The organism is Mycobacteroides franklinii, assembly GCF_002013895.1.
Lineage (GTDB): Bacteria > Actinomycetota > Actinomycetes > Mycobacteriales > Mycobacteriaceae > Mycobacterium > Mycobacterium franklinii.
On the sequence record NZ_MAFQ01000003.1, the window covers coordinates 18740 to 45361 of the forward strand.

The window sequence follows — 26622 nt, forward strand, 5'->3', positions numbered from 1 at the left end:
GTGGGCCCATGGCCAAGCCGTCCATCGACCCCGTCCGCTGGCAGCCGCCAGGAGTACGCGCGCTGTCCCTGAACCCGCAGCCACTGCCACCACTGAGCATCGTGACACTGCCCGGTCACGGCCCCGAAGATGTGGTGGCCGACGCCGCCGGAAACATCTGGGCGGGTGTGGCAGACGGAAAGATCCTGCGCATCACGCCCGACGGGGCGGCAGACACCGTGGTCACGCATGTCGCCACCACCGAGCATCCACCGCTGGGCCTGCACATCGCACGTGACGGCCGAGTGCTGATCTGCAGCCGCGACAAGCTGCTGGCCCTCGACCCGGCCTCCGGAGAGATCGAGCCGCTGGTCACCGAGGTCGACGGGCCGCCGCTGATCTTCTGCTCGAATGTCACCGAATCAGCAGACGGGACAATCTATTTCAGTGAATCGACGGCGCGCTTCCCGTTCGAGCAGTTCATGGCGGCCATCCTGGAGGGACGCCCCACCGGACGGGTCTTCCGCCGCGATCCGGACGGCACGGTGAGCACCATTGCCACCGGGCTGGCGTTCACCAACGGGGTCACGCTCACCGCCGACGAGTCCGCCTTGATCATCGCCGAGACCGTCGGTCGCCGGGTGAGTAGGTACCAGCTCACCGGCCCCGACGCCGGCAAGCTGACGCCGATCCTGGAAGAGATTCCGGGCATGCCCGACAACATCAGCACCGGCGCGGACGGCCGCATCTGGGTCACGCTGGCCAGCCCGCGCAACGCGCTGGCCGAGTGGCTGCTCCCCCGTTCTCCGGCAATTCGGAAAGCCCTATGGAAGCTGCCCGACGCATTGCTTCCGAGCACGGACACCGATCCGTGGGTCATCGCGGTAAACCCGGACACCGGTGCGGTAGTCGCCAACATCAGCGGCGCGTCACGGGATCTGCGCACCGTCACCGGCGTCGTCGAATCGGCCGGGCGTCTCTGGATGGGCTGCATCGGCTCATCGGCGGTCGGTCACATCAGCCTGGCCGAAATCATCCCGCACCCGTAGCGAGCCGCTAGGTCACATCCGACACAGGCGTAACATCCCCCAGTTCAGAGTGGTGTTCGCTTACTGTGGCAAGGCGATGACCACCTGGACTCCTGCGCCCGACCGCCGCCCGTCGCCGCGGACAGCCGCCACGCGCCTCGCCGCGGCGACCGCCGCCGGGTTGATGGTCGCCGTCCTCCCGCTGAGTGTGCCGCCACTCGCGAGCGCCGAGCCCGGATTCACAGCACCGGACACCAGCGGCTGCCCCTACAAGGTGGTCACCCCACCCGCCGTCGATACCTCCGAGGTACCCAAGGCAGGCGGCGACCCGCCCGCACCGCTCCCGGTACCGGCCAAGCCCATCGGCGGCGACATGCTCGGACGCTGCGACGTGATCACCCCGGACGGGGCCGGGCCGGTGCCCAACGACGTCTCCGCGGAATCGTGGCTCATCGCCGATCTGAACACCGGGAATGTGGTGGCCGCCAAGGATCCCCACGCCCGGCATCGTCCCGCCAGCGTCATCAAGGTGCTCGTCGCCATGGAGGCCATCACCAACCTGAATCTCAACCAGGCGGTGGTCGGAACCCAAGACGACGCGAACAGCGAGGGCACCCGGGTCGGCGTCGACGTCGGCGGCACCTATACGGTCCGCCAGCTACTCACCGGCCTGCTGATGAACTCGGGTAACGACGCCGCACACGCGCTGGCCGTTCAGCTGGGCGGCATGGATGAGACCGTCAGCAAGATCAACGACATGGCGCAGAAACTGGGCGCGCGGGATACCCGGGCGGCCACCCCCTCCGGTCTCGACGGTCCGGGCATGAGCACCTCCGCCTACGACCTCGGCCTGTTCTACAAGTTCGCGTTCGCCGACCCCACCTTCGCCGATCTGGTATCCGCGCCGAAGGCCACCTTCCCGGGCCATCCCGCCAAACCCGGTGAACCCGATAACCATCCGGCGTACGAGATGACCAACGACAACAAGCTGCTCTACAACTACCCCGGCGCGCTCGGCGGCAAGACCGGATACACCGATGACGCGCAACAAACCTTTGTCGGCGCGGCCGAACGTGACGGCCGCCGCTTGGTGGTCACCATGCTGCGCGGCACTCGTCTGCCGATCGCGCCGTGGGAGCAGGCTGCCCATCTGCTCGACTACGGGTTCTCCACTCCCCGCGACGCGTCGATCGGCAAGCTTGTCGATCCGGACCCGTCGCTGTTGACCAGACCGCACGCCAATGACACGCCTACCGCGCAGGCGGCGGGCCTCCCCGCCGAGGCAGTGAACAGCGTCCCCGTCCGGGTTGGCGTGACGATCATCGGCACCATGATCGTGTTCGGTCTCATCCTCGCGGCGAGGTCACTCAACCGCAGGCAGGCCTAGTCGCCGCCGCGGCCCAGCCACGAAATACCTATCGCGCCAAGAACTCCGGCCCCGAACGCGGCGACAACTCCCAACCGCGACGCACGGTCGACGGTCTCGACCCGCGTGGTGATGACCACGGGCTCGGGCGGCGGCACATACACAAATGCCCGGTTCTCGTCGGATGTGGCCGCCCACGCGGTGGCATACAGCAGCAGGCGGGCGGTGATGTAGGCGAACACCATGATGCCGAGCACGGGTCCGAAGGTGGAACCCGCCGGGCCATGCATGATGACGCTCAAATAAATCGAGGCCACCTGTTTGAACAGCTCGAAACCGATCGCGGCGATGAGACCCGCGCGCACGGAACTCGAGAACGGCAACCGCTCCCTGGGCAACCGCGAGATCATCCAGGTGAACAACGCCCACGACAACACGGTTGCTATCCCGATGGTCACGACTTTGAGCAGAATCGACGGGATGGTGACGTCGTGCAGCCCCATCCAGCCGAGTATTCGCAGGATGGTCTTCTCGTCGCCGACGGCGGTCACCGCGATGGTGAGGGCAAGCGCCACAAACGTGGAGCCGAGGGCGAGCAGGTCCGACAGCTTGCCCTTGACGAAGTTCTCCGAGTCGTTGGGCTGCTCCCACATGGCACTGAGCGCCGCCCGCACGTTGGCCATCCAGCCCAGCCCGGCCCAGGCCGCGGTTGCCAGACCCGCGATACCCAGGCTGGTGCGCGAGGCAATCGCGGTATCCATCAAATTGATTAGCTGGTTACCCACCTCGCCCGAGATGGCGCCACTGATGCGTCCACGTAGCTCCGCAATCGTGTCCGGCCGCCGGGACAACACGAACCCCATGGCCGCGAACGCGACCATCATGAGGGGAAACAGCGCAAAGACGGTGAAATAGGTGATGCCCGCCGCGAAGAAGTTGCCGTTTACTTTCCCGTACCGCTCTTGCATGCGCATGATGTGGTCGAACCAGGGAAATCGTGCGCGATAGCGGTCGAGAATCCCAGGCTTATCGTCTTCGGCCACCACTCACCGCCTCTGCTGTTCGCTACCTCGCGGGCCGGACAAACCCTATCCGGTCATAGACCTCGGTGAGAGTCTTCTCCGCCAGCTCCCTGGCACGCGCCGCGCCGGAAGCCAGGATGTCGTCGAGCGCCGCGGTATCGGCGAGCAGCTCATTCGTCCGATCACGGACCGGCGTGACGAACTCGACCAGCGCTTCGGCCGTGTCCTTCTTCAGATCCCCGTAACCGCGACCGGCGTAGCCGTCGACCAGGGTATCGATATCGGCACCGGTGAGGGCGGACTGGATGCTCAGCAGGTTCGAGACACCCGGCTTGGCCTCACGATCGAACCGGACCTCCCGATCGCTGTCGGTCTGCGCCGACTTGACCTTCTTGGCCGAGACCGCGGGATCATCGAGCAGGTTGATCAGCCCGGCGGGAGTCGAAGCCGACTTGCTCATCTTCACCGTCGGGTCCTGCAGGTCATAGATCCGGGCCGCGTTCTTCGGTACGAACGTCTCCGGCAACACGAACGTCTGGCCGTATCGGCCGTTGAATCGCTGTGCCACGTCACGAGTCAGTTCGAGGTGCTGGCGCTGATCATCGCCCACCGGCACCACATTGGTCTGATACAGCAGGATGTCGGCGGCCATCAACACCGGATAGGTGAACAGGCCGACCGTGGTCGCGTCGTTGCCCTGCTTGGCGGACTTGTCCTTGAACTGGGTCATCCGGGCGGCTTCCCCGTAACCGGTCAAACACCCCAACACCCAAGCCAATTCAGCATGCGCGGGAACGTGGCTTTGCACGAAGATCGCGCTCTCGGCCGGGTCGACGCCGAGCGCTACATACTGGGCGACCACCGCGCGGGTGCGTCGCCGAAGTTCCTCGGGATCCTGCGCGACGGTGATCGCGTGCAGGTCTACGACGCAGAAGAGCGCTTCGTACTCATGCTGCAACCGCACCCACTGTTGCACCGCGCCCAACACGTTTCCGAGGTGAAGGGAATCGGCGGTGGGTTGAATTCCCGAGAACAGGCGTCCGCGGGAGGCGGCATCAACAGTGCTGTCGGCAGTCATAGTGCGTCCATCCTGGCATGACCGGTCAACGCGAAATTTGCCTGCCGCCCGTGGTGCGTGCGGCTTACCGGTACTCCACGGTCACCGGCGCGTGGTCAGACCAGCGCAGCGCATAGGCATCCGCCCGCTCGACCCGCGCCGAGTGCGCACGTCGGCCCAGGTCGGCGGTGGCCAGGTGATAGTCGATGCGCCAGCCGGCATCGTTGTCGAACGCCTTGCCGCGCCACGACCACCAGCTGTACGGCCCGTCCACCTCCGGATGCAGCAGCCGGAAACTGTCGACCCAGCCGGACTCCAGCAGCGAACCCACCCAGGCCCGCTCCTCCGGCAAGAAGCCCGCCTTCTTCTGATTCGCCTTCCACGCCTTGATATCTCGCTCGGTGTGGCCGATGTTCCAATCACCACAGATCACCGTGTCGCGACCGCCCGCGACCAGGGCAGCCATCCGGGCGCCCACGGCAGCCATGAAGCGCTCCTTCTCCTCCTGGCGCTCGGTCCCCGCCTCACCGGTGGGCAGGTAAATGCTCGCCACGGTGAGATCGCCGATCTCGGCCTCCAGATACCGGCCCGACTCATCGAATTCGCCGCCGTCGGCGTCCAGGGCCACCCGCGTGGAGGCCGCGGGAACACGGCTCAGAATCCCCACGCCGCTGCGCCCCTTCACGCTGGACGCGGCACTCACCACCTGCCACCCGGCATCCAGGGCCGGGGCCAGCGCCTCCCGCAGCTGGTCCTCCTCGGCGCGCACCTCCTGCAGACACACGATGTCGGAGCTCGTCTGCTCCAGCCAGGGCAGCAGTCCGCGGTTCTCTGTCGACCGTTCCTTGACTGCGGCACGAATGCCATTGACGTTGATGGTGGTGACGGTGATCTTCTTGGCGCTCATCGGTCGCCGACGATAGCCGAGCGGTGTGACAGTCCTGAGTGGGCGAGAAAACAGGGCACTGTAAATTGACGCAACAGACAGTAATGTCAACGCAGATGTTGGCGCACTAGGAGGACCGCATGCTGGAAGCCATTTTGTCGAAGCCGTCGAACCGGCGTGCACCCATCGAAATAGGTGAAGGCGAGCCGGTGCTGCTGCTGCATCCGTTCATGCTGTCGCAGTCGGTCTGGGAGACGGTCGCCGAGCAGCTCGCGGACGCCGGATACGAGGTGTTCGCCCCGACGTACCCCGGGCACAACGGTGGCGGTCCGATGCCCAAGCTGCCCCCGTTCTCGCAGCGGTCGGTCGACGTGTACCTGGACCAGCTCGAACAGATCATGGACCAAAAGGGCTGGGAAACAGCACATCTGGTGGGCAACTCACTGGGTGGCTGGATCGCCCTGGGCCTGGCGCAGCGTGGCCGCGCCCGCAGCGTCACCGCCATCGCTCCCGCCGGCGGCTGGACCAAGTACTCGGCGCTCAAGGCGGAGATCGTGGTGAAGTTCGCGGCCATGCTCCCTTGGCTGGCGTTCTCGCGGCTGCTGGGCCGTCGCGCGGCAGGACTGCCGTTCGTCAAGTTCGCTACCGCCCGCGCCCTGTGCGGTGAGACCGAGTCGCTGAGCCTGCCGGACTTCCACAGCATCTTCGAGGACATCACCCACTGCCCGGCGTACTTCGCGTCGCTGACGTCGATCCTGCCCGCGCCCGGCCTACAGAACCTGAACACCATCGCGGTGCCGGCACAGCTCGTGCTGTGCGAGAAGGACGAGATCGTGCCTCCGGGCCGGTTCGGAAAGCTCATCGGTCAGGGCCTGCCCTCCGGCGCCCGACGGATCACCTTGGCGGGCATGGGACACGTGCCCATGCTCGAGGCGCCGGGTCAGGTCACCGAGGTGATCACCGACCTGATCGATCCACTGATCGCCGCCAAGCGCAGCGCCGCCTCCGACGCCGGGTAACGCCCCGAAACCACACCGACACGCCGTGTTCTGCGCGTCCCTCTCGGGAAACGCGTCAGAACGCGGCGTGTCGGTGTGTTCGGTGTGGAAGGACTAGACCTCGACGGACGCCAGGGCGGCGTTGAACGTCTGGCTCGGCCGCATGACCGCAGTGGTCTTCTCAGGATCCGGTGCGTAGTAACCGCCGATATCGGCCGGGCTGCCCTGCACGGCGGCGAGCTCGGCGACAATCTCGTCCTCGTTCTCGACCAGCTGCTTGGCCAGCGGCGCGAACAGCTCGGCCAGCTCGACATCCTCGGTCTGGGCGGCAAGCTCGGCCGCCCAGTACAGGGCCAGGTAGAACTGGCTGCCGCGGTTGTCGAGCTCGCCGGCCTTGCGCGACGGGCTCTTGTCGTTCTCCAGCAACTTGCCCGTCGCGGCATCCAGCGTGGTGGCCAAGATCTTGGCCCGCGCGTTCCCGGTCTTGATTCCCAGGTCCTCGAGGCTGACGGCCAGCGCCAGGAACTCGCCGAGCGAATCCCACCGCAGGTGGTTCTCCTCGACCAGCTGGCTGACGTGCTTGGGCGCCGAACCGCCTGCACCCGTCTCGTACAGCCCACCACCGGCCATCAGCGGCACGATGGACAGCATCTTGGCGCTGGTACCCAGCTCCAGGATCGGGAACAGGTCGGTCAGGTAGTCACGCAGGATGTTGCCGGTGGCCGAGATGGTGTCGAGCCCGCGGATGACCCGCTCCATGGTGTACCGGATCGCCCAGACCTGCGGCATGATCTGGATCTCCAGGCCTTCGGTGTCGTGGTCCTTGAGGTAGGCCTTGACCTTCTTACGCAGCTCGTTCTCGTGCGGGCGCTCGGTGTCCAGCCAGAACACCACGGTCATACCGGACTCGCGGGCACGTGTGACGGCCAGCTTCACCCAGTCCTTGATCGCCGCGTCCCGGACGACCGGCATACGCCAGATGTCACCCTCTTCGACGTTCTGGGTCAGCAGCACCTCGCCGGTGTCGATGTCGACGATGTCGGCGACACCGGCCTGGGCGATCTCGAAGGTTTTGTCGTGGCTGCCGTACTCCTCGGCCTTCTGCGCCATCAGACCGACGTTGGGAACGGTGCCCATCGTCGTCGGGTCGAATTGGCCGTGGGTCTTACAGAAGTTGATCATCTCCTGGTAGATCCGCGAGAAGGTCGACTCGGGGTTGACGGCCTTGGTGTCCTTGAGCTTGCCGTCCGCGCCGTACATCTTGCCGCCGGCCCGGATCATGGCGGGCATCGAGGCATCGACGATCACATCGCTGGGCGAGTGGAAGTTCGAGATGCCCTTGGCCGAGTCCACCATGGCCAGCTCCGGCCGGTGCTCATGGCAGGCGTGCAGGTCGCGGATGATCTCCTCGTGCTGCGACGCGGGCAGCGCCTCGATCTTGCTGTACAGATCGGACATACCGTTGTTGACATTGACGCCCAGCTCGTCGAACAGCTCCTGATGCTTGGCAAAGGCGTCCTTGTAGAAGATCTTGACCGCGTGCCCGAAGACGATGGGGTGGCTGACCCGCATCATGGTGGCCTTGACGTGCAGGGACAGCATCACGCCGGTCTTGTAGGCATCCTCGATCTGCTCCTCGTAGAAGGCGCAGAGCGCTTTCTTGCTCATGAACATGCTGTCGATGATGTCGCCCGCACCCAGCTTGACCTCGGACTTGAGCACGATAGCCTCGCCGCTCTCGGTCGTGAGCACCATCTTGACCTTGCGGTCGCGATCCAGCGTCAGCGACTTCTCGCCGTGATAGAAGTCGCCCTCCTTCATGGTGGCGACGTGAGTCCGCGAGGCCTGCGACCACTCCCCCATGCTGTGCGGGTGCTTGCGCGCGTACTCCTTGACCGCACGCGGTGCGCGGCGATCCGAGTTTCCTTCGCGCAAAACAGGGTTCACCGCGCTACCGAGACACTTGGTGTAGCGGGCCAGAATGGCCTTCTCTTCGTCGTTCTTCGGGTCCTCGGGGTAGTCCGGCAGCTTGTAGCCCTTGGCCTGGAGTTCCTTGATGGCGGCCAGCAGCTGCGGCACGGAGGCGCTGATGTTCGGCAGCTTGATGATGTTGGTCTCCGGCAGCTGCGTCAGGCGGCCCAGCTCGGCCAGGTTGTCCGGAAACTGCTGGTCTTCGGGCAGGTATTCGGCGAACTCGGACAGGATGCGCGCGGCGACGGAGATATCGGTGGTTTGGACGTCGATACCGGCGGGTCCGGCGAAGGCCCGGATGATCGGCAAGAAGGAGTACGTCGCGAGTAGCGGCGCCTCGTCTGTCAGCGTGTAGATGATGGTCGGCTGCTGCGCACTCATGGTCACTCCCGGCATCGTTGATCGGACTTGTTGGTCGGTCAAAATCTCAGGCACCCCGTGGGTCACACGGTTGCCTATTCAGTATCACGTCGCCTCCGAGCCTAGGCGGGCGGACGGCTTGTGATCGCGCTCCCATATGCGCTTGGACTACCTGGTGGCAACCATTCGGTGAATTGCGATAGGCTTCTAGTCGGTCATGAGTACCAGCGTCAAGCCCCGGCTCGCTGGTCGGCAACCCTCCAACCGCGGTGGGGTGCCCCGGGTGATTGACCAGGTTGAGTAGCGGACTGAGCTGTTGACAGGTTGTTGACGGAACAGTCGGCCACACGGCAAGCGCGGGTCCGATGGCGGGCCCCGAGAAGACAGGTTGGCCCGATGGAGTATTCGTCACCCGGGGGTAATTCCCTGCGTTCCTGTTGTCGGTTTGGTTTGTACTTCGCGCCAGCGGCTCATCAGCACTGTCTCTGTCGTTGTCGCTGTTGTCACCAGCCCTGACTGCCTCACCCGACTACCTCCAGGAGAGCCCCATGACCGATATCGATCCCACCGCACAACGGGCGTTCGAGACCAAGCAGATCCACGCGGGCCAGTCCCCCGATCCGGCGACCAATGCGCGCGCTCTGCCGATCTACCAGACCACCTCGTACGTCTTCAATGACACCGCGCACGCGGCGGCCCTCTTCGGGTTGTCCGAAGAGGGCAACATCTACACCCGCATAGGCAACCCCACCCAGGATGTTGTCGAGCAGCGCATCGCTGCCCTCGAGGGTGGCGTGGCGGCGCTGCTGCTGGCCTCCGGGCAGGCCGCGGCGACTCTGGCGATCGTCAACATCGCGGAGGCCGGCGACAACATCGTCTCCAGTCCGCGCCTCTACGGCGGCACCTATAACCTGCTGCACTACACGCTGCCGCGGCTGGGCATCTCGACCACCTTCGTCGACGATCCCGACGATCTGGAGTCCTGGCGCCGGGCCATCACCCCGCAGACCAAGGCGCTGTTCGCCGAGTCGATCTCCAACCCGCAGAACGACATTCTCGATATCCGCGGCCTGTCCGAAATCGCGCACGCGGCGGGTATACCCCTCATCGTCGACAACACCGTCGCCACGCCGTACCTGATCCAGCCACTGGCACACGGCGCCGACGTGGTGGTGCACTCGGCCACCAAATACCTTGGCGGACATGGCAGTGCGATCGGCGGCGTAATCATCGACGGCGGCGCCTTCGACTGGACCCAGGGGCGCCACCCCGGATTCACCACCCCCGACCCGAGCTACCACGGGGTCGTCTTCGCCGACCTGGGCGCACCGGCCTACGCCCTCAAGGCGCGCGTGCAGCTGCTGCGCGACCTCGGACCCGCCATCTCGCCGTTCAACGCGTTCCTGATCGCACAGGGCCTGGAGACGTTGAGCCTGCGCGTGCAGCGCCATGTGGAAAATGCCGAACGCGTCGCTCATTACCTGGTGGGCCAGCCGGAAGTCACCCGCGTCAACTACGCCGGGCTGCCCACCTCGCCCTGGCATGAGCGCGCGAAGGCCCTGGCCCCCAGGGGCGCCGGTGCGGTGCTCGCCTTCGAGCTGGACGGCGGCGTCGAGGCGGCGACGACATTCATCGATGCTCTGACACTGCACAGCCAGGTCGCCAACATCGGTGACGTGCGCTCGCTGGTCATCCATCCCGCGACGACGACGCACGGACAGCTTTCGCCCGCCGAACAGGTTGCCTCCGGTGTCACCCCCGGACTGGTTCGGTTGGCCGTCGGCATCGAGGGCATCGACGACATCCTGGCCGACCTGGATACCGGATTCGCGGCCGTACGCCGACTCAAACAGCCCGCGGCGGTGGCATCATCGTGACCTTGACCGACGATCTTCGCGCCAGCGGCTCATCCGCCGAGCAGCAGCTTCCGCGCCCCAACGTCGCCCTCCCCCAGGGCGACGAGATCGCCTATGTACCCATAGGTTCGATCACGCTGGAAAGCGGCGCTGTCCTCGACGACGTGACCGTCGCGGTACAGAGCTGGGGAAAGCTCTCACCCCGGCGCGACAACGTGGTGTTTGTCTGCCACGCACTCACCGCCGATTCTCACGTGGTCGGATCGGCCGGACCCGACCACATCACCGGCGGATGGTGGGAAGGAATCATCGGCCCCGGCGCGGCGATCGACACCGATCATTGGTGCGCCATCGCCACCAATGTCCTGGGCGGCTGCCGGGGTACAACCGGCCCGACTTCCCAAGCCGGCGACGGAAAACCCTGGGGCTCACGATTCCCCGAGGTCTCGGTGCGCGATCAGGTGGATGCCGACGTCGCCGCGCTCGCGCAGCTTGGCATCACCGAGGTCGCCGCCATTGTCGGCGGTTCGATGGGTGGCGCACGCACACTGGAATGGGCTGTGATGCACCCTGATTCGGTGCGTGCGGCGCTGGTGCTGGCGGTCGGCGCACGTGCCACCGGTGACCAGATCGGCACGCAGAGCACCCAGATCGCGGCCATCCGGGCCGATCCCGACTGGCAGGGCGGCGACTACCACGCCAGCGGACGCAATCCGGAGAAGGGGCTGAACCTCGCCCGGCGTATCGCGCACCTGACCTACCGCGGAGAGGTCGAGCTGGACACCCGGTTCGGCAATGATCCGCAGGTCGGCCCGGACGGTCCCGAGGACCCATGGGCGGACGGCCGGTACGCGGTACAGAGCTATCTGGAACATCAGGGCAACAAGTTCGTCCGGCGCTTCGACGCCGGCAGCTACGTCATCTTGACCGAGTCGCTCAACCGGCATGACGTCGGCCGGGGCCGCGGCGGTGTCGAGAAGGCGCTGCGCGGCTGCCCGGTCCCCGTCGTCATCGGCGGCATCACCTCCGACCGGCTGTACCCGCTGCGGCTGCAGGAGGAATTAGCAGACCTGCTGCCCGGTTGTACCGGCTTGCGGGTGGTCGAATCTGTACACGGCCATGACGCCTTCCTCATCGAGTTCGATGCGGTGAGCGAGTTGGTGCGGGAGACGCTCGCACTGGCCAAGGCAACACAGGCTTCGTAAACACCGAATCTCAAGGGAGCGCGAATGCCGGACGCACAGGCAGAACCATCGCTTTCGTTCGGTTCGCAGGCGGCCGCCTACGAACGGGGCCGGCCGTCCTATCCGCCGGAGGCGATCGACTGGCTGCTGCCGCCCGGCGCACACGACGTACTGGATCTGGGTGCCGGCACCGGCAAGCTCACCACCCGGCTGGTGGAACGCGGACTCAACGTGGTCGCGGTGGACCCACTGGCGGAAATGCTTGAGGTACTGAGCAAGTCGCTCCCCGATACGCCCGCGTTGCTGGGCACCGCCGAGGAGATCCCACTGCCCGACAACAGTGTGGATGCGGTGCTGGTCGCGCAGGCCTGGCATTGGGTAGATCCCGAGCGGGCCATCCCCGAGGTGGCACGGGTGCTCCGCCCGGGTGGCCGGCTGGGCCTGGTCTGGAACGCCCGGGACGAGCGCTTGGGCTGGGTGGCCGATCTCAGCAAGATCATCGGCAACGAAAACGACCCATTCAATCACGCCGTCAACCTGCCCGCACCATTCGCCGAGCAAGAGCGTCATCAGGTCGAGTGGACGAGTTACCTTACCCCGCAAGCACTTCTGGATATGGTAGCCTCGCGCAGCTACTGCATCACGGCCCCCGAGGCCGCCCGCAAGAAGACGCTGCAGCAGGTTCGGGAGCTACTGGCCACCCACCCGGCGCTGGCACAGTCAACCGGCCTGGCGCTGCCCTATGTCACGGTGAGCATCCGGGCAACGCTGAATCAGTAAAACCCCGGCGCCCCAATTCACCGCGACGAATGCGCCCGGTGCCGCTACGGTGTACCCGTGCGTACGGATCGCCGCCTGCTGGCAGCCCTCTTTGTCACCACCACACTCCTGACCCCGGCACTCGCCAGCTGTGGCTCCCGCGAGGCTCCTTCGGAGTCGACAAGCGAGCCCGCGCCCACCTCCAGTAGCGCGCCCACCGAACGGCACACCCGGCAATTCATCCCCGAACTGGGCATCTACATCAACACCCCGAACGACTGGGTGGCCTTCGCCGACGGGGTGCACAACAACAAGGGACTGGTGACCTACCAGGTCCGGCCCAAGTGGGAATCCTCTGAGTTGGCACAGTACGTGCGTATCCGCAAGCTGGTGCCCTCCGATGACGCCCCCGAAGTAAAGGGCTGGTTGGCGTCGTCCAACGCCGATGCGGTAAGCGACTTCGTCAAGACCCGCAAGACGAAAGTCACTGCAGACAAACGAGACTCGTGGGATGGCCCCAACCTGCCAGGGGCCTCGGCCAGCCTGGAACTGGAGAAGCCGCCGGCCGCTGAAGGCAAGCCGCCGGTCGCTGCCACGCCGAAGATCTATGTTGCGTTCGTGGGCCAAGGCGATCAGCGCTGGCAGATCGCCACGACCAATGGCACCGGCGCCAACGGCGAGCCGTCCGAGCAGTTCCTCGGCGAGCAGGCCGACACGATCGCCCGCTCGGTGCAACTGCTCAAGTAGCGCCTAGCCGGTGCCCAGCGGATCGATGGTCAACGCCAAGTAGACCATCGCCGCCGCCACCGCACCGAGGGCACCGACATCAAAGGTCTTGCTGCGCACCGCAAGTAGACCCGCGGTCTCGTCGGTGAGCGCCAACCGCAACGCCGCCGCGATCCCCACGGCAATTCCCACGACCAGGGCGCCGCGCCGCCAACGGTCGGCGATCACCAACCCCAGCGCCACCAGAAAGACCACCGACACCACCAGAATCGGCCACTGCTCACGGGCGAAACGGCGGATGGCATCCAACGCTGCGGCAAACATATCGCGCGTCGCGGTCACGAACGTTCCGCCCGCTCGATCACATTGGTGAGCAAGAAGGCCCGGGTCAACGGCCCCACTCCGCCGGGGTTCGGCGAGACGTACCCAGCAACATTCCAAACATCCGCCGCCACATCACCGGTCAGCTGGTCGTCGACGCGGCTCACGCCCACATCGATCACCGCGGCTCCCGGCTTGACCATGTCTGCCGTCACCATGTGCGGCACGCCTGCGGCGGCCACGATGATATCGGCCTGTCGGGTCAGCGCTGCCAGGTCCCGGGTTCCGGTGTGACACAGGGTGACTGTCGCGTTCTCCGAGCGCCGGGTCAGCAGCAGTCCCAGGGGACGCCCCACCGTGACGCCGCGACCGATCACCACAACGTGCGCGCCGTTGAGTTCGACGTCGTAACGACGCAGCAGATACACGATCCCGCGGGGCGTGCAGGGCAGCGGAGCCTCCTTGCCCAGCACCAACCGACCCAGGTTGGTCGGGTGCAGACCATCGGCATCCTTGTCGGGATCGATGCGCTCCAGCGCTTCGTTCTCGTTGAGATGCTTGGGCAACGGCAGCTGCACGATGTATCCGGTGCACTCCGGGTTGGCGTTCAACTCGTCGATGGTGGCGCACAAGGTGGCCTGATCGATATCGGCGGGCAGGTCGCGCCGGATCGAGTTGATGCCCACCTTGGCACAGTCGTTGTGCTTACCGCGGACATAGGCCTGCGAGCCCGGGTCGTCCCCTACCAGGATCGTGCCAAGACCCGGCGTCTTGCCCGCCGCCGTCAGCGCCGCCGCGCGAGTCGCCAGCTCTACAAAGATCTCGTCGCGGGTGGCCTTGCCGTCAAGTCGAGTCGCCGTCACACGCCCAGTATTCCAGCCCTCACCAAGAGTCCCAGTGCAGGACGTCGGCGAGGGGCTGGCGCTTGGCGAGCTTGAAGTCGGTGCCGACGGTGTACGCGATGGGGAACAGCCCGCCCTGGGTGACCTTGTCGAACGGAATGCCCAGGATGTCGGCTGCGCGCTTCTCGCCATCGCCCATCAGGTGCAACGTCGTCCACGCCGATCCCAAGCCGCGGTTACGCGCGGCGAGCATGAAGCTCCACACCGCCGGCAGTAACGATCCCCAGGAACCTGCTCCGCCCACAACAGGCAGGTTGTCGAGACGGCCTTCGATGCAGGGGATCAGGAACAACGGCGCCCGCTCAAGGTTCTCGGCGAGATAGCTCGCCGAATCCACTACCTTGTCGCGGCGCTCGCCACGAGTGTCGCCCTCGGCGTAGGTGGGGCCCTGAAGGGTGGCGTACTTGTTCCAGCCGTCACGGTAGATATCGGCGATGGCCTTCTTCTTGTCCGCGTCCTCGACGATGACAAAGTGCCAGCCCTGCGAGTTGGAGCCGGTCGGGGCCTGCATCGCGATGTTCAGGCATTCCTCGACGACCGAACGCTCGACGGGCTTGTCGAAATCCAGGCGCTTACGCACCGAACGGGTGGTGGTCAGAACTTCGTCGGCTGACAGATTCAGAGAGGTCATGACACGAACGTACATCCCCTCGGCTTGCCGAAAAGTAGGAGTGCACATCCAGAATTTGCGACCCGTCGTCGCGGCGTAGTCTCCCGCTCATGGGCAGTGACGCCGCTGAAGTTCCCGACGTTTTGGCACCCGCGCGGCTCGGTCCAATCACACTACGCAACCGGACAATCAAGGCCGCCACGTTCGAAGCCGCCTCCCCTGACGCCGTGGTCACCGACGATCTCATCGAGTATCACCGCAGGCCCGCCCTCGGCGGCGTGGGCATGACAACCGTCGCCTATTGCGCCGTCGCCCCCGAGGGCCGCACCGAATACGGCCAGGTCTGGATGCGTGAAGAAGCCATCCCCGGCTTGCGCCGCCTCACCGACGCGATCCACGACACCGGCGCCGCCGTCTCGGCGCAGATCGGTCATGCGGGCCCGGTGGCCAACGCGCGATCCAACGGCTCGCAGGCCCTCTCCCCTATCCGGTTCTTCAATCCATTGGGAATGAAGTTCGCGCGCCGGGCCAGCACCTCCGATATCGAGGGCGTCATCGCCGCACACGCGAACGCGGCCCGGCTGGCGATCGAGGCGGGTTTCGATGCCGTCGAAATCCATTTGGGGCATGGATATTTCGTGAGCTCGTTCCTGAGCCCCCTGTTCAATCGGCGAGGCGATGAATACGGCGGCTCGCTGGCCAACCGCGCCAAGGTGGCCCGCGCCGTGGTTCAGGCAGTGCGCAAGGTTGCGGGTGACAAGCTGGCCATCACCGCGAAACTGACCATGACTGACGGCATCCGTGGCGGCATCCCCATCGAGGAATCCCTACAGACGGCCCTGTGGCTGCAGGAAGACGGCGGGCTCGATGCGCTGGAACTGACTGCGGGCAGCTCCCTGGTCAATCCCATGTACCTGTTCCGTGGCGACGTGCCGATCCGCGAGCTCGCCAAAGGATTCCCCAAACCCATGGGTTGGGGCGTGCGCCTGACGGGAAAGAAGTTCTTCCGGTCCTACCCATACCGCGACGCATTCTTGCTCGACGATGCCCGCCAGTTCCGTGCCGCACTGGACATGCCGCTGATTCTGCTGGGCGGCATCACCGGTGGTGAGTCGATGGATCTAGCGATGGCGGAGGGCTTCGAGTTCGTGGCCATGGGCCGCGCGCTGCTCGCCGATCCGGACCTGGTGAATCGGGTGGCCGCCGACCGGGAGACCCACTCGCGGTGCACGCACTGTAACCAATGCATGGCAACAATTTTCAGCAAAACTCACTGCGTGCTCACCTAACATCGCCGTCATGACGACTGCGCCGCAGCGCCCACGACCGGGAACCGCCGAGACCGTCGTCAGCTGGCTGCTGTGGGTGCTCGCGAGTGCGACGGCAGGCATTGTCGCGTTCGCTTCGATCTTTCCGCTCGCATTCAGCGGCGCGGTGCCCGAGCAGGCCGACGCCGCCGCCGCGGTGTTCGTCTGGTCGCTACTGACGGTGATGACGTGCATCTCCGCGCCCATAGCGATGGGCATCGGACACTGGCGTCACTGGCACATTTGGTACTGGCCGGTGCTGTGCGCCGCGGTCCTGGCCAGGACGCTGTTTCTGCTGCAGAGCCTGTGAACATCCGGCGCGGGAAGACTGACCACTCGCTGTGAACCGATACAGTCGGTAGCGATGACTGGTCGGGAAGCACCCACTCTCACGGTGGCATTCGACGGTGACGAGCGAAAGTTCGCACCCGGGCACGATATTCATATCGGCCGCGATATCCACGCCGATGTACGCATCACGCACCCGCTGGTGTCGCGTATTCACCTGATAATCAGGTTCATTGACGGTAGGTGGGTCGCGGAGGACCAACGCAGCCTCAACGGCATCTTTGTCAACGGCCACCAGGTGGGCTGGGTCGAGGTGCGCGATGACACCGTGATCAACCTCGGCGACCCCGGCGGCCCCCGGCTGACGTTCGCGCTCGGCGGCCTGGGTGGCGAGACGCAGCTCGGTATCGCTCCCCCGACCATGCGCGGTTACCTTTCCGGACCGCAGCAGGTGCACAACACCGGTGTGCAGCAGCCGTACCAAAGCACTCAGCAGCATTACCCCACGGACTACCAGTCCGCCCCGCAGACCTACGGTCAGCCGCCCAGCCAGCAGCATCCGTACGGAGCTCCGCCATCGGGAGCCCATACCTATGGGACGCCCAGCACCTCCGGCCCCACCCGGCCGCGCCAGCAGTACCCGCCGGAACCCGCACCGGCGCCGGCTGCCTACTCCAGCGAGCCGGTCGAACCCTTCGGCACCCGGGCGATGCGGGCGCTCGGCATCGGTGGCGCACCCAAACCGACTCCCGGCGCGATTACCGTCGGTCGCGCTCCCGACAACACCATCGTCGTCAACGACGTGCTGGCCTCGCGTCACCACGCCTTGTTGCTCCCGACCCCCGGTGGCCTGGAGATCCAGGACCTGCACACCATCAACGGCACCTTCGTCAACGGTGTCCAGGTCGAGCAGGCGTCGGTGCGCGAGGGCGACACCGTCACGATCGGTAACGTCGACCTCGTCGTCCAGGACGGCACGCTGGTCAAACCCACGACGGCCACCCGGGTCGGCGGGCTCGAGGTGCAGGGCATCGACTTCACCGTCGAAGGCGGCAAGAAACTACTCGATAACATCAGCTTCTCGGCAGGTCCCGGCTCGCTGACCGCGGTCATCGGCCCCTCCGGCGCCGGCAAGTCCACCCTGGCCCGACTGATCGTCGGCAACACCCAGCCGTCGGCGGGCAAGGTGTCCTTCGAAGGTCACGGGGTGCACGCCGAATACGCCGTGATGCGAAACCGCATCGGCATGGTGCCGCAGGACGATGTGGTGCATCCGCAGCTGACCGTCAGCCAGGCACTGCATTACGCCGCCGAGCTGCGACTGCCGCCGGATACCACCAAAGAAGACCGCGAACAGGTCGTGTCCCGGGTTCTCGAGGAACTCGAGATGACCAAGCACGCCGAGACGCGCGTCGACAAGCTCTCCGGCGGGCAGCGTAAGCGCGCCTCGGTGGCCATGGAGCTGTTGACCGGTCCGTCTCTGCTGATCCTGGACGAGCCCACCTCGGGCCTGGATCCGGCACTGGACCGTCAGGTGATGAGCCTGATGCGACAGCTCGCCGACGCCGGCCGCGTGGTGGTGGTGGTGACGCACTCGCTGACCTATCTGAGCTACTGCGACCAGGTGCTGCTGCTGGCCCCCGGTGGCAAGACCGCGTATTGCGGACCTCCGCGCAGCATCAACCAGGAGATGGGCACCACCGACTGGGCCGACATCTTCGCCAACGCAGCGGCCGACCCGGACGGCGTGCACCAGGCCTACCTGGCCCGGCATCCCGCTGCGAACAAACCCGTCACCGCCCCGGTACAGCCGGGCGACCTCGGCAAACCCCCGAAGACGAGTCTGCTGCGACAGGTCTCCACAGTGGCACGCCGTCAGGGACGGCTGATCCTGGCCGACCGCGGCTACTTCATCTTCCTGGCGCTGCTGCCGTTCGTCCTTGCCGGATTGGTGTTGTCGGTACCCGGCAGCGCCGGTTTCAATGTGGCGTTACCCGACAACCCGAACGAACCCGGACTGCTGCTGGCGCTGACCAACCTCGGTGCCAGCTTCCTGGGTCTGGCGCTGACCATCCGTGACCTGATCGGTGAACGGGTGATCTTCCGCCGTGAGCAGGCGGTGGGCCTGTCGGCCACCGCATATCTGCTCGCCAAGATCATCACCTACTGCGGGGCCGCCATCCTGCAGTCGGCGATCATGACGGCCGTCATCGTGATCGTCCGCGGTGGACCGACGCAGGGCGCGGTGCTGCTCGGGAACGCGAACTTCGAGCTGTGGGTCGCCGTGGCCGCCACCGCCTGCGCGGCCACCGTGCTGGGCCTGGTGCTGTCCTCGCTGGCCACCTCCGCCGAACAGGTGATGCCGATGCTGGTGATCGCCACCATGACGCAGATCGTCTTCAGCGGCGGCCTCATCCCGGTGACGGGACGTGCGGGGCTGGAACAGTTCTCGTTCCTGTTCCCCTCGCGCTGGGGATTCGCGGCCACGGCCTCGACCACCGACCTGCGCAAGCTGGTACCGGTAGGGCCGCAGGACGAGTTGTGGAACCACGATGCCGGCACATGGCTGTTCGACATGGGCATCCTGGCACTGCTGGCGCTGGTGATGGCGGGGTTCGTGCGCTGGCGCATCCGCCTGAAGGGCTGAGCTTCTGCTGGGTTGCCTAACCCCCGTGCACGTCTAAGCCGTGCGCCGCGGCGTACGCGACAGCTTGAGGCAGGTCGACTTTGGCGGCGATCAGGGTTGCGGTGGTCCATAGCGTCGGGTCGATGCGGGCACCGCGCAGGTCGGCGCCGTCGAGTTTGAGGTTCTGGGTGCGGGCGCCGGTGAAGTCGGCGCCATGCAGGTTGGCCTTGCGCATATCGGTGCCTACCAGATTCGTCTCACGGAAGCGGCAGTCCGACAGGTCCATCTCGCGCAGATCGAGGCCGCCGAGCGAGGACAGCGTGAAATCGGTCTCGATGAATTTCGACGGCCGCACCCGGCAATCGGTGAATGTGGAGCCCAGCAGGCTGCACTGCCGGAACTCCGAATGCCACAAAGATGTCCGGCGGAAGGTGCAGTTCCGGAACGCCGAACCTATATGCAGCGACTCGGTGAGATTGGCCCCGCTGAAATCGCATTCGGTGAAAACCACGCGCTCGGTGCGCAGTTCACGAAAGTCCTCGTCGTAGAAGGTCTCTGCGGTGATCTCGCGGTCAGTCCAGTGCTCGGCCATGACTGCCATCATGCCGGTCGGGTGTGACGGGCTGGAAGCACGACGGTCTGCTCAAAACCTAACTCACATAGGGTGTGAAGCGATGAGAGCGCCGGACCCTGAGTTCTATGCAGCCTTGACGGCAATCGTGACCGGAGGCATCTGCGTACTCGCGGAACCGCGCGAAAGCACCGTTCAGAAGTGGCTTTACTGGGCCGTCGCCCCGGTGGTCGCCATCATATGCATGTCATTGGCCTTTAAGAACGTGCTCGCGGGATTGGGCTTGGGCGTCTTCGTAGTCTTGTTCATTGTCATGGGCTACTTCCGCTACAAGCTCTGACTCCCCTCCGGCTTAAGTACCCAAGACCGTGCCGCAAGATAGTGAGGTGTTTCGCATCCTGTTCCACGAGCCCCGGATCGCTCCCAACACCGGGAACGCGATCCGGATGGTGGCGGGCACCGGGTGCGAGCTGCATCTGGTGCAGCCGCTGTTCGACCTGTCGGAGGCCAAGGTCCGGCGCGCCGGCCTGGACTATCACGACTTGGCGTCGGTGACGGTCCACGAGAGTCTTTCCGCTGCTTGGGAATCACTGAGACCGCAGCGGGTGTACGCCTTCACCGCGCATGCGACTGTCAGCTACACCGATATCGCCTATCAGCCCGGTGATGTGCTGCTGTTCGGCCCGGAGCCCACCGGTCTGGCCCCCGAAGTGCTGGCGGACCCGCACATCACCGAGAAGGTGCGCATCCCGCTGCTGCCCGGGCGCAGATCACTGAACCTGTCCAATGCCGCAGCCATCGCCGCATACGAGGCCTGGCGTCAGCACGGTTTCGAAGGCAGCGTTTAACGGAAGTCCCGCGAGGTAGCACGGATCCGAAGATCCAGCGGTCGCAGCTGATCGGCCACCACGGAAACGGCGCCGCTGGCGTTTTGCACCCGACCACGGATGATCAATGCCTGCGCGGTCACCGCCAGCTTGCGGTGGCGCGCCCACAGGCCCACCGAACACACCACGTTCACCATGCCCGTCTCGTCCTCGAGATTGATGAACGTCACCCCGGCCGCCGTGGCGGGCCGTTGACGATGAGTAACCGCCCCCGCCACCAACACCCGTGACCCGTCGGGCACGTCCAAGAGCCCCTTGGCCGGAATGACACCCAGTTCGTCGAGGTGTTCTCGCAGGAACTGGGTGGGATACGCGTCGGGGGTGACCCCGGTGGCCCACACGTCGGCGGCAGCCTGTGTCACCTCGCCCATCGCCGGAAGCTCCGGGATGCGTGAGGACACTCCGACACCGGGCAACCGGTCGGGCCGCTGGGCGGCGGCCGCACCCGCCACCCACAGCGCCTCACGCCGGGACATGCCGAAGCAGCCCAACGCGCCCCCGGTGGCCAGGGCCTCGACCTGCGCCGTGGTCAGCTGGATGCGGCCGGTCAGATCCAGCAGAGAGGCGAACGGGCCGTGCGCTTTTCGTTCCTCGACGATCGTCTGTGCCAGGTCGCCGCCGATGTGACGGACGGCACCCAGGCCGATCCGCACCTCCAGGCCCGCATTCTCCAACGTGGCGTACTGCAGGCTGGCGTTCACATCGGGGCCGTGCACGGCGACACCGTGCCGACGCGCGTCGGCCACCAAGGACTGTGGCGAGTAGAAGCCCATGGGCTGCGCACGCAGCAGGGCGGCGCAGAACGCGGCCGGGTGATGCAGCTTGAACCAGGACGAATAAAACACCAACGAGGCGAAGCTCTGTGCGTGACTCTCCGGGAACCCGAAGTTGGCGAAAGCGTAAAGCTTTTCGTAGATCCGGTCGGCCAGCTCGCCGGTGATGCCGTGCAGATTCCGCATGCCCTCGTAAAATCTGCCGCGCAGCCGTTCCATCCGTTCCGGTGACCGTTTGGAACCCATGGCCCGGCGCAGCTGATCGGATTCGGCGGGGCTGAACCCGGCGACGTCGACGGCGAGCTGCATCAGTTGCTCCTGAAACAGCGGTACCCCGAGCGTCTTGCCCAACGCAGCGGCCATGGACGGGTGGTCGAACACCACGGGGTCAATCTTGTTGTACCGCCGGATGTATGGATGCACCGAGCCGCCCTGGATGGGACCAGGCCGGATCAGCGCCACCTCCACCACCAGGTCATAAAAACACTTGGGCTTCAGCCGGGGCAGCGTGGCCATCTGAGCGCGTGACTCCACCTGAAACACCCCCACCGAATCGGCGCGGGCCAGCATCTCGTAGACCGCGTGCTCCTTCAGGTCGATGTGGGCCAGGTCCACGTCGACCCCCTTATGCTCGCGGACCAGATCGATGCAGTAGTGCAGTGCCGAGAGCATGCCGAGACCCAAAAGATCGAACTTCACCAAACCCACTGCCGCACAATCATCTTTGTCCCATTGCAGCACACTTCGGTTCTCCATGCGCGCCCATTCGACGGGCACCACGTCCGCCAGTGGCCGATCGCAGATGACCATGCCGCCGGAGTGGATGCCCATATGGCGGGGAAAATTCTTGATCTGCTGCGCCAGCTGGATCACCTGCGGCGGGATGCCGTCGACCTCCGCCGCGTCGGCCATGCCGCCCCAATGCCCCAGCTGTTTACTCCAGGCATCCTGCTGCCCCTGTGCGAACCCGAGAGCTTTGGCCATGTCCCGCACGGCCATTCGTCCACGGTAGGTGATCACGTTGGCCACCTGCGCCGCATACTCGCGACCGTATTTGTTGTAGACGTACTGGATGGCCTGTTCCCGCTCATCCGATTCGATATCGATGTCGATGTCCGGCGGTCCGTCACGGGCCGTTGACAGGAATCGTTCGAACAACAAACCATTGGCCACCGGGTCCACGTTGGTGACCCCAAGCGCATAACAGACCGCCGAATTGGCGGCGGAACCACGACCCTGGCACAGAATGTCGCTGCGACGGCAGAACTGGGTGATGTCGTGCACCACCAGGAAATAGCCCGGAAAATTCAGCTGCGCAATGATTTCCAGCTCACGCTCGATTTGAGCGTAGGCCTTCTCCGCGCTCGCCCGGGGACCGTATCGGCGCTCGGCACCTTCGAGAGCCAGATGCCGCAACCAGCTGTCCTCGGTGTGCCCGGCCGGGACATCGAACGGCGGCAATTGTGGAGCGATGAGCCGTAGATCGAAGGCGCACGCCTCCCCTAGCTCGGCGGCCGCCGTCACCACCTCCGGACAGTGCGAAAACAGCCGTGCCATCTCATCCCCGGAACGCAGATGCGCCCCGCCCACCGGATCCAGCAAGCCCGCCGCGTCATCGAGGCTCTTACGCGCCCGCACCGCAGCCATAGCCATGGCCAGGCGCCCGCTCTGCGGTGTGGCGAAATGCGCTGCCGTGGTGGCGATGACGCCAACACCGAAGACCGAGGCCAGCGCGGCGAGCTCCGCGTTGCGTTCATCCTCATCCGGGTGGCCGTGTCTGCTGAGCTCGATGCTGACGCGATCGGCGCCGAATCGGGCGACCAGATCGGCCAGCGCCTCACCTGCCGCGGCAGGGCCTCCACCGGCGAGCGCTCGTCGCACATGCCCCTTGCGGCACCCGGTCAGAATGTGCCAGTGTCCTCCGGCCGCCTCCGTGAGCACATCAAGGTCATAGCGCGGCTTACCCTTTCGGTCTTTGGGCGTCCCGCCCGATAAGTGCGCTGCCGCCATCTGTCGCGACAACCTCCGATACCCCTCCTGGCCGCGAGCCAGCACCAGTAGATGTACCGAGTCCTCCGTATTGCCCCGCCCCCCAAGAGATAGTTCCGCACCAAACACGGTGGGCAGGCCGAGCTCCTTGGCGGCTTCCGCGAAGCGGACGACCCCGTAGAAACCGTCGTGATCGGTAATGGCCAGTGCCTTGAGATCCAGACGCGCAGCCTCTTGCGCCATCTCCTCCGGCAGGCTGGCGCCGTCGAGAAAGCTGAACGCCGAATGCGCGTGCAGCTCCGCGTAAGGCACCGCCGACCGCCCGCGCTCCCGCGTGGGCGGCTCGTAGGGCGGGCGCTTGCGGCTCCACGCCGGACCATCCCCACCGTCACCCGGCGGGGCGTGACTATTGAGGCGCCCGTCAAGCACCCGCTCCATTTCCGCCCAGGTCGGCGGACCCTGCGACCAGCCCACCCGATCAGTATATCGAACATTTGTTCGGATACGCCCGGCCGGATATCTCCGACATGCCGCTTCCAGCTAAGTAACTATCTAGTTATTGATATTTGAGAATACGTTCACTAGCCTTCAGGACAACGGGGCAGACAACCCTGCGGAACGTACTCAGCCAAGGAGAGATCGTTATGAAAGCTATTGTCATGACAGGCGCCAACCAACCCTGGCAGGTACAGGAGGTGCCCACCCCAACCGCAGAACCCGGCCAGGTTCTGGTCAAGGTCCATGCCTCCGGTATGTGCTACACCGATGCTTGGGCAACCCAGGGCTTCGGCGGTGACATCTACCCACAAACCCCCGGCCACGAAATCGTCGGCGAAGTTGTCGAGGTCGGCGCCGGCGTGCACACCCGCCAGCTAGGAGACAGAGTGGGCGCCACGTGGGTGCAATCTGCCTGCGGGCGCTGCGCCTACTGTCGGGAAAACCGCCCATTGACCGGCCAAACCGCCATGAACTGCGCGAACCCACGAACCTCAGGGTTCTCCGCGCAGGGCGGTCATGCCGAATACGTCGCACTCGCGGCCGAGGGCACAGTGCTCTTGCCGGACGGGCTCCCCTACGAGCTGGCCGCACCCATGATGTGCGCCGGATACACCACCTGGAGCAGCTTCCGGGACGCCGCACCGCAGCCGCATGAACGGGTGGCGGTGGTAGGTATCGGCGGTCTTGGGCACGTCGCAGTCCAACTTTCCAAGGCCAGCGGATTCGAGACCATCGCAATCACACACTCCCCCGATAAACGAGACCTGGCCCTGCAGCTCGGGGCAGATCATGTCGTCGCAAACGGAAAAGAGCTGTTCGAACTGGGTGGCGCCGACATCCTGATGGTCACCACAAACGCGTTCTCCGCCGCCCAGGAGGCCATGACCGGACTGCGACCGGACGGTCGCGTAGCTCTCAGCGGCCTGGACTTCAACCACCCATTCTCGATCTCGTCCGAAGGTGTGCCCTTTCACATGATGCGACAGAAGGTGATCGGTTCGACGCACGGTGGCCTTCAGCGACTTGCTGAAGTGCTCGATTACGCCGCAAAGGGGCGAGTGAAGCCCATCGTGCAGACCTACTCCTTGGATCAGGCCACCGAGGCATACGACCGTCTCGTATCCGGGCAGGTGCGTTTCCGCGGAGTCTTCACTCCATTTGCAACCGGCTAGCCTGCATCCCGCAACGCGCAGGTCGGGGTCAGCGGACTCACCGCCACCCCGACCTGCGCCGCTGACCAATCATGCGGCCGCTTGGCTCTAGGCTCAGAGCTATGCCGCCCGACGCTTCAGCCACCAAGAAGCGTCTGCTCGATGCCGCATATGCCGAGTTCGCCGAGCATGGGCTCGCCGGTGCGCGCGTCGACCGGATCGGCGCCGCCGCCGAGGCCAACAAGCGGCTGCTCTACGTGTACTTCACCAACAAGGAAACGCTGTTCGATACCGTCGTCGCGCATTCCATCCAGCGCATGTCCGATGCGGTCCCGTTCACCCCGGACGATCTGCCCGGCTACGCGGGCGCCCTGTTCGATCACCTCATCGAGCATCCCGAGCACCTGAGACTTGCCACGTGGGCACAGCTGGAACGGCCGGTAGCCGGCCCGGCAGAAACCGCGGCCTACGCGGCGAAAGTCCAATCCATCGCCGAGACACGGTTACCCACAGGCGATATGGAGCCCGCCGATATTTTGGCGCTCACGCTCGGGCTGACCACCGCGTGGCTCGGCGCATCGCCGGCCCTGCGCGGCCTCGCCACGTCTGAGCCCTTCTCCCCCGAACGCCTGGCCGTTCACCGCGGCGCACTCATCGCAACAGTCGAGGCCCTCTTAGGCGTCGCGGCGCGATGAGCACATCGGACGCCACGTTCCTCGATTCCATCGCCGACGAACTGGCAGCACTTCCCACGGTCGAAGCGGTGACACTCGGCGGTTCTCGAGCACAGGGAACCCATCGACCGGACAGCGATTGGGATCTGGCGATCTACTACCGCGGCGGCTTCGACCCCGAGGACCTGCGCCAGATCGGGTGGGAAGGGGAGGTCTCCGAAATCGGCGCGTGGGGCGGCGGGGTGTTCAACGGCGGCGCATGGCTTCATATCGATGACCGCGACGTCGACGTGCACTATCGCGATCTGGCGCACGTCAAGGAACAGCTGATACGCGCGGAGCGGGGCGAATTCCACATCGAGCCGCTGATGTTCCACCTCGCGGGGATCCCCAGCTACCTGGTGGTGGGCGAGCTTGCCCTCAACAAGGTCTTGCACGGCATCCTGCCGTGCCCGGATTACCCTGCCGCGCTTCGTGAATCGGCACCCGATGTGTGGTCGGCACGCGCCGCGCTGAACCTGCTCTACGCGAAGAAGAATCACGCACCGCACGGACGGGTAACTCAGTGTGCCGGGCTGTTAGCGGTCGCGGCGCTGGAGTATGCCCACGCGTCACTGGCCGCACGCGGCGAATGGGTGACCAACGAGAAGGCCCTGCTTGATCGCGCCGGAATGTCCGATGTACACACGATTCTCGGCGGGCTGACAGCTGACCCTGCCGCGCTCGCTCGGGCATGCACAGAGATTCGCGCGCTCGGCGCAGGTGTCCACTAACCCGGCGATCTAGGCCGGAACGGGTCTCCGCAATCCAAAGATGGTGCGATACAAAAGAAA

At 65.5% G+C, this 26622-nt stretch carries 24 protein-coding genes and 1 riboswitch; of the genes, 15 read left to right on the plus strand and 9 right to left on the minus strand.

Annotated elements, in window-relative coordinates; genetic code table 11:
- Positions 1-8: 8 nt before the first annotated feature.
- Complete coding sequence (locus B4393_RS03870) at positions 9-1028, plus strand: SMP-30/gluconolactonase/LRE family protein (RefSeq protein ID WP_078333047.1); 1020 nt, start codon at positions 9-11, stop codon at positions 1026-1028.
- A 76-nt stretch (positions 1029-1104) separates the two neighbouring features.
- On the plus strand, positions 1105-2394 hold the full coding sequence (locus B4393_RS03875; RefSeq protein ID WP_078333319.1) for a D-alanyl-D-alanine carboxypeptidase family protein: 1290 nt from the start codon (positions 1105-1107) through the stop codon (positions 2392-2394).
- Here the strand turns inward: B4393_RS03875 and yhjD are convergent.
- The 3 genes from yhjD to B4393_RS03890 form a co-directional block, all read right to left on the minus strand.
- Positions 2391-3419 carry an inner membrane protein YhjD gene (gene yhjD / locus B4393_RS03880; protein WP_078280156.1) on the minus strand — a complete coding sequence of 343 codons (1029 nt, stop codon included), beginning with the start codon at positions 3417-3419 and terminating at the stop codon, positions 2391-2393. The genes B4393_RS03875 and yhjD overlap by 4 nt on opposite strands.
- Before the next feature lie 19 nt (positions 3420-3438).
- Positions 3439-4473, minus strand: a complete 1035-nt coding sequence (trpS, locus tag B4393_RS03885; protein ID WP_078333048.1) for a tryptophan--tRNA ligase — start codon at positions 4471-4473, stop codon at positions 3439-3441.
- Between the two features lie 64 nt (positions 4474-4537).
- Complete coding sequence (locus B4393_RS03890; protein ID WP_078333049.1) at positions 4538-5359, minus strand: exodeoxyribonuclease III; 822 nt, start codon at positions 5357-5359, stop codon at positions 4538-4540.
- A gap of 119 nt (positions 5360-5478) precedes the next feature.
- Here B4393_RS03890 and B4393_RS03895 point away from each other — a divergent pair, with 119 nt between their 5' ends.
- Positions 5479-6357, plus strand: a complete 879-nt coding sequence (locus B4393_RS03895; RefSeq protein ID WP_078333050.1) for an alpha/beta fold hydrolase — start codon at positions 5479-5481, stop codon at positions 6355-6357.
- 93 nt (positions 6358-6450) lie between these two features.
- Here B4393_RS03895 and B4393_RS03900 read toward each other — a convergent pair whose 3' ends face one another.
- On the minus strand, positions 6451-8688 hold the full coding sequence (locus B4393_RS03900) for an NADP-dependent isocitrate dehydrogenase (RefSeq protein ID WP_078333320.1): 2238 nt from the start codon (positions 8686-8688) through the stop codon (positions 6451-6453).
- A 192-nt stretch (positions 8689-8880) separates the two neighbouring features.
- Positions 8881-9030, plus strand: a riboswitch (SAM riboswitch).
- 185 nt (positions 9031-9215) lie between these two features.
- On the opposite strand from B4393_RS03900, the gene B4393_RS03905 reads away from it, so the two are divergent.
- From B4393_RS03905 to B4393_RS03920, 4 genes are read left to right on the plus strand one after another with little or no spacing between them, the layout of a single operon-like run.
- The gene (locus tag B4393_RS03905) at positions 9216-10544 is read left to right on the plus strand and encodes a bifunctional o-acetylhomoserine/o-acetylserine sulfhydrylase (RefSeq protein ID WP_078333051.1); all 1329 of its coding nucleotides are present in this window, start codon (positions 9216-9218) and stop codon (positions 10542-10544) included.
- Positions 10541-11728: a homoserine O-acetyltransferase MetX gene (gene metX, locus B4393_RS03910; RefSeq protein WP_413816128.1), complete on the plus strand. Its 1188-nt coding sequence runs from the start codon at positions 10541-10543 to the stop codon at positions 11726-11728. Before B4393_RS03905 ends, metX begins: the two co-directional genes overlap by 4 nt.
- A 24-nt stretch (positions 11729-11752) precedes the next feature.
- Positions 11753-12487, plus strand: a complete 735-nt coding sequence (locus B4393_RS03915; protein ID WP_078333052.1) for a class I SAM-dependent methyltransferase — start codon at positions 11753-11755, stop codon at positions 12485-12487.
- 57 nt (positions 12488-12544) lie between these two features.
- Positions 12545-13213, plus strand: coding sequence for a hypothetical protein (locus B4393_RS03920; protein WP_078333053.1), 669 nt, complete (start codon positions 12545-12547; stop codon positions 13211-13213).
- A 3-nt stretch (positions 13214-13216) separates the two neighbouring features.
- Here B4393_RS03920 and B4393_RS03925 read toward each other — a convergent pair whose 3' ends face one another.
- Genes B4393_RS03925 through B4393_RS03935 form a run of 3 tightly spaced genes read right to left on the minus strand, consistent with a single transcriptional unit; the run spans position 13217 to position 15046 of the window.
- Positions 13217-13516, minus strand: coding sequence for a DUF3017 domain-containing protein (locus tag B4393_RS03925; RefSeq protein ID WP_078333322.1), 300 nt, complete (start codon positions 13514-13516; stop codon positions 13217-13219).
- Positions 13517-13530: 14 nt separating this feature from the next.
- Positions 13531-14376 carry a bifunctional methylenetetrahydrofolate dehydrogenase/methenyltetrahydrofolate cyclohydrolase gene (locus B4393_RS03930; protein ID WP_078333054.1) on the minus strand — a complete coding sequence of 282 codons (846 nt, stop codon included), beginning with the start codon at positions 14374-14376 and terminating at the stop codon, positions 13531-13533.
- 19 nt (positions 14377-14395) lie between these two features.
- Positions 14396-15046, minus strand: coding sequence for a nitroreductase family protein (locus B4393_RS03935; RefSeq protein ID WP_070939308.1), 651 nt, complete (start codon positions 15044-15046; stop codon positions 14396-14398).
- A gap of 89 nt (positions 15047-15135) precedes the next feature.
- Here B4393_RS03935 and B4393_RS03940 point away from each other — a divergent pair, with 89 nt between their 5' ends.
- Genes B4393_RS03940 through B4393_RS03950 form a run of 3 tightly spaced genes read left to right on the plus strand, consistent with a single transcriptional unit; the run spans position 15136 to position 19267 of the window.
- A complete protein-coding gene (locus B4393_RS03940) occupies positions 15136-16314 on the plus strand; it encodes an NADH:flavin oxidoreductase (RefSeq protein WP_078333055.1) in 1179 nt (392 codons plus the stop codon).
- A gap of 10 nt (positions 16315-16324) precedes the next feature.
- The gene (locus B4393_RS03945) at positions 16325-16642 is read left to right on the plus strand and encodes a hypothetical protein (RefSeq protein ID WP_070938616.1); all 318 of its coding nucleotides are present in this window, start codon (positions 16325-16327) and stop codon (positions 16640-16642) included.
- A 54-nt stretch (positions 16643-16696) separates the two neighbouring features.
- The gene (locus tag B4393_RS03950; RefSeq protein ID WP_078333056.1) at positions 16697-19267 is read left to right on the plus strand and encodes an ATP-binding cassette domain-containing protein; all 2571 of its coding nucleotides are present in this window, start codon (positions 16697-16699) and stop codon (positions 19265-19267) included.
- 16 nt (positions 19268-19283) lie between these two features.
- Here the strand turns inward: B4393_RS03950 and B4393_RS03955 are convergent, their stop codons facing one another.
- Positions 19284-19838, minus strand: coding sequence for a pentapeptide repeat-containing protein (locus tag B4393_RS03955; protein ID WP_078280795.1), 555 nt, complete (start codon positions 19836-19838; stop codon positions 19284-19286).
- 82 nt (positions 19839-19920) lie between these two features.
- Between B4393_RS03955 and B4393_RS03960 the strand changes: the two genes are divergently transcribed.
- Positions 19921-20157: a hypothetical protein gene (locus tag B4393_RS03960; RefSeq protein WP_078333057.1), complete on the plus strand. Its 237-nt coding sequence runs from the start codon at positions 19921-19923 to the stop codon at positions 20155-20157.
- 46 nt (positions 20158-20203) lie between these two features.
- The gene (locus tag B4393_RS03965) at positions 20204-20665 is read left to right on the plus strand and encodes a tRNA (cytidine(34)-2'-O)-methyltransferase (RefSeq protein ID WP_078333323.1); all 462 of its coding nucleotides are present in this window, start codon (positions 20204-20206) and stop codon (positions 20663-20665) included.
- Here B4393_RS03965 and B4393_RS03970 read toward each other — a convergent pair.
- On the minus strand, positions 20662-23940 hold the full coding sequence (locus B4393_RS03970) for an error-prone DNA polymerase (protein WP_078333058.1): 3279 nt from the start codon (positions 23938-23940) through the stop codon (positions 20662-20664). The two genes, B4393_RS03965 and B4393_RS03970, sit on opposite strands and share 4 nt — an antisense overlap.
- Before the next feature lie 170 nt (positions 23941-24110).
- Between B4393_RS03970 and B4393_RS03975 the strand changes: the two genes are divergently transcribed.
- The 3 genes from B4393_RS03975 to B4393_RS03985 all read left to right on the plus strand — a co-directional run bounded on the left by B4393_RS03975 (position 24111) and on the right by B4393_RS03985 (position 26562).
- Complete coding sequence (locus tag B4393_RS03975) at positions 24111-25136, plus strand: alcohol dehydrogenase catalytic domain-containing protein (RefSeq protein WP_078333059.1); 1026 nt, start codon at positions 24111-24113, stop codon at positions 25134-25136.
- Between the two features lie 101 nt (positions 25137-25237).
- The gene (locus B4393_RS03980; RefSeq protein WP_078333060.1) at positions 25238-25810 is read left to right on the plus strand and encodes a TetR family transcriptional regulator; all 573 of its coding nucleotides are present in this window, start codon (positions 25238-25240) and stop codon (positions 25808-25810) included.
- On the plus strand, positions 25807-26562 hold the full coding sequence (locus B4393_RS03985) for a nucleotidyltransferase domain-containing protein (RefSeq protein WP_078333061.1): 756 nt from the start codon (positions 25807-25809) through the stop codon (positions 26560-26562). Before B4393_RS03980 ends, B4393_RS03985 begins: the two co-directional genes overlap by 4 nt.
- Positions 26563-26622 lie beyond the last annotated feature (60 nt).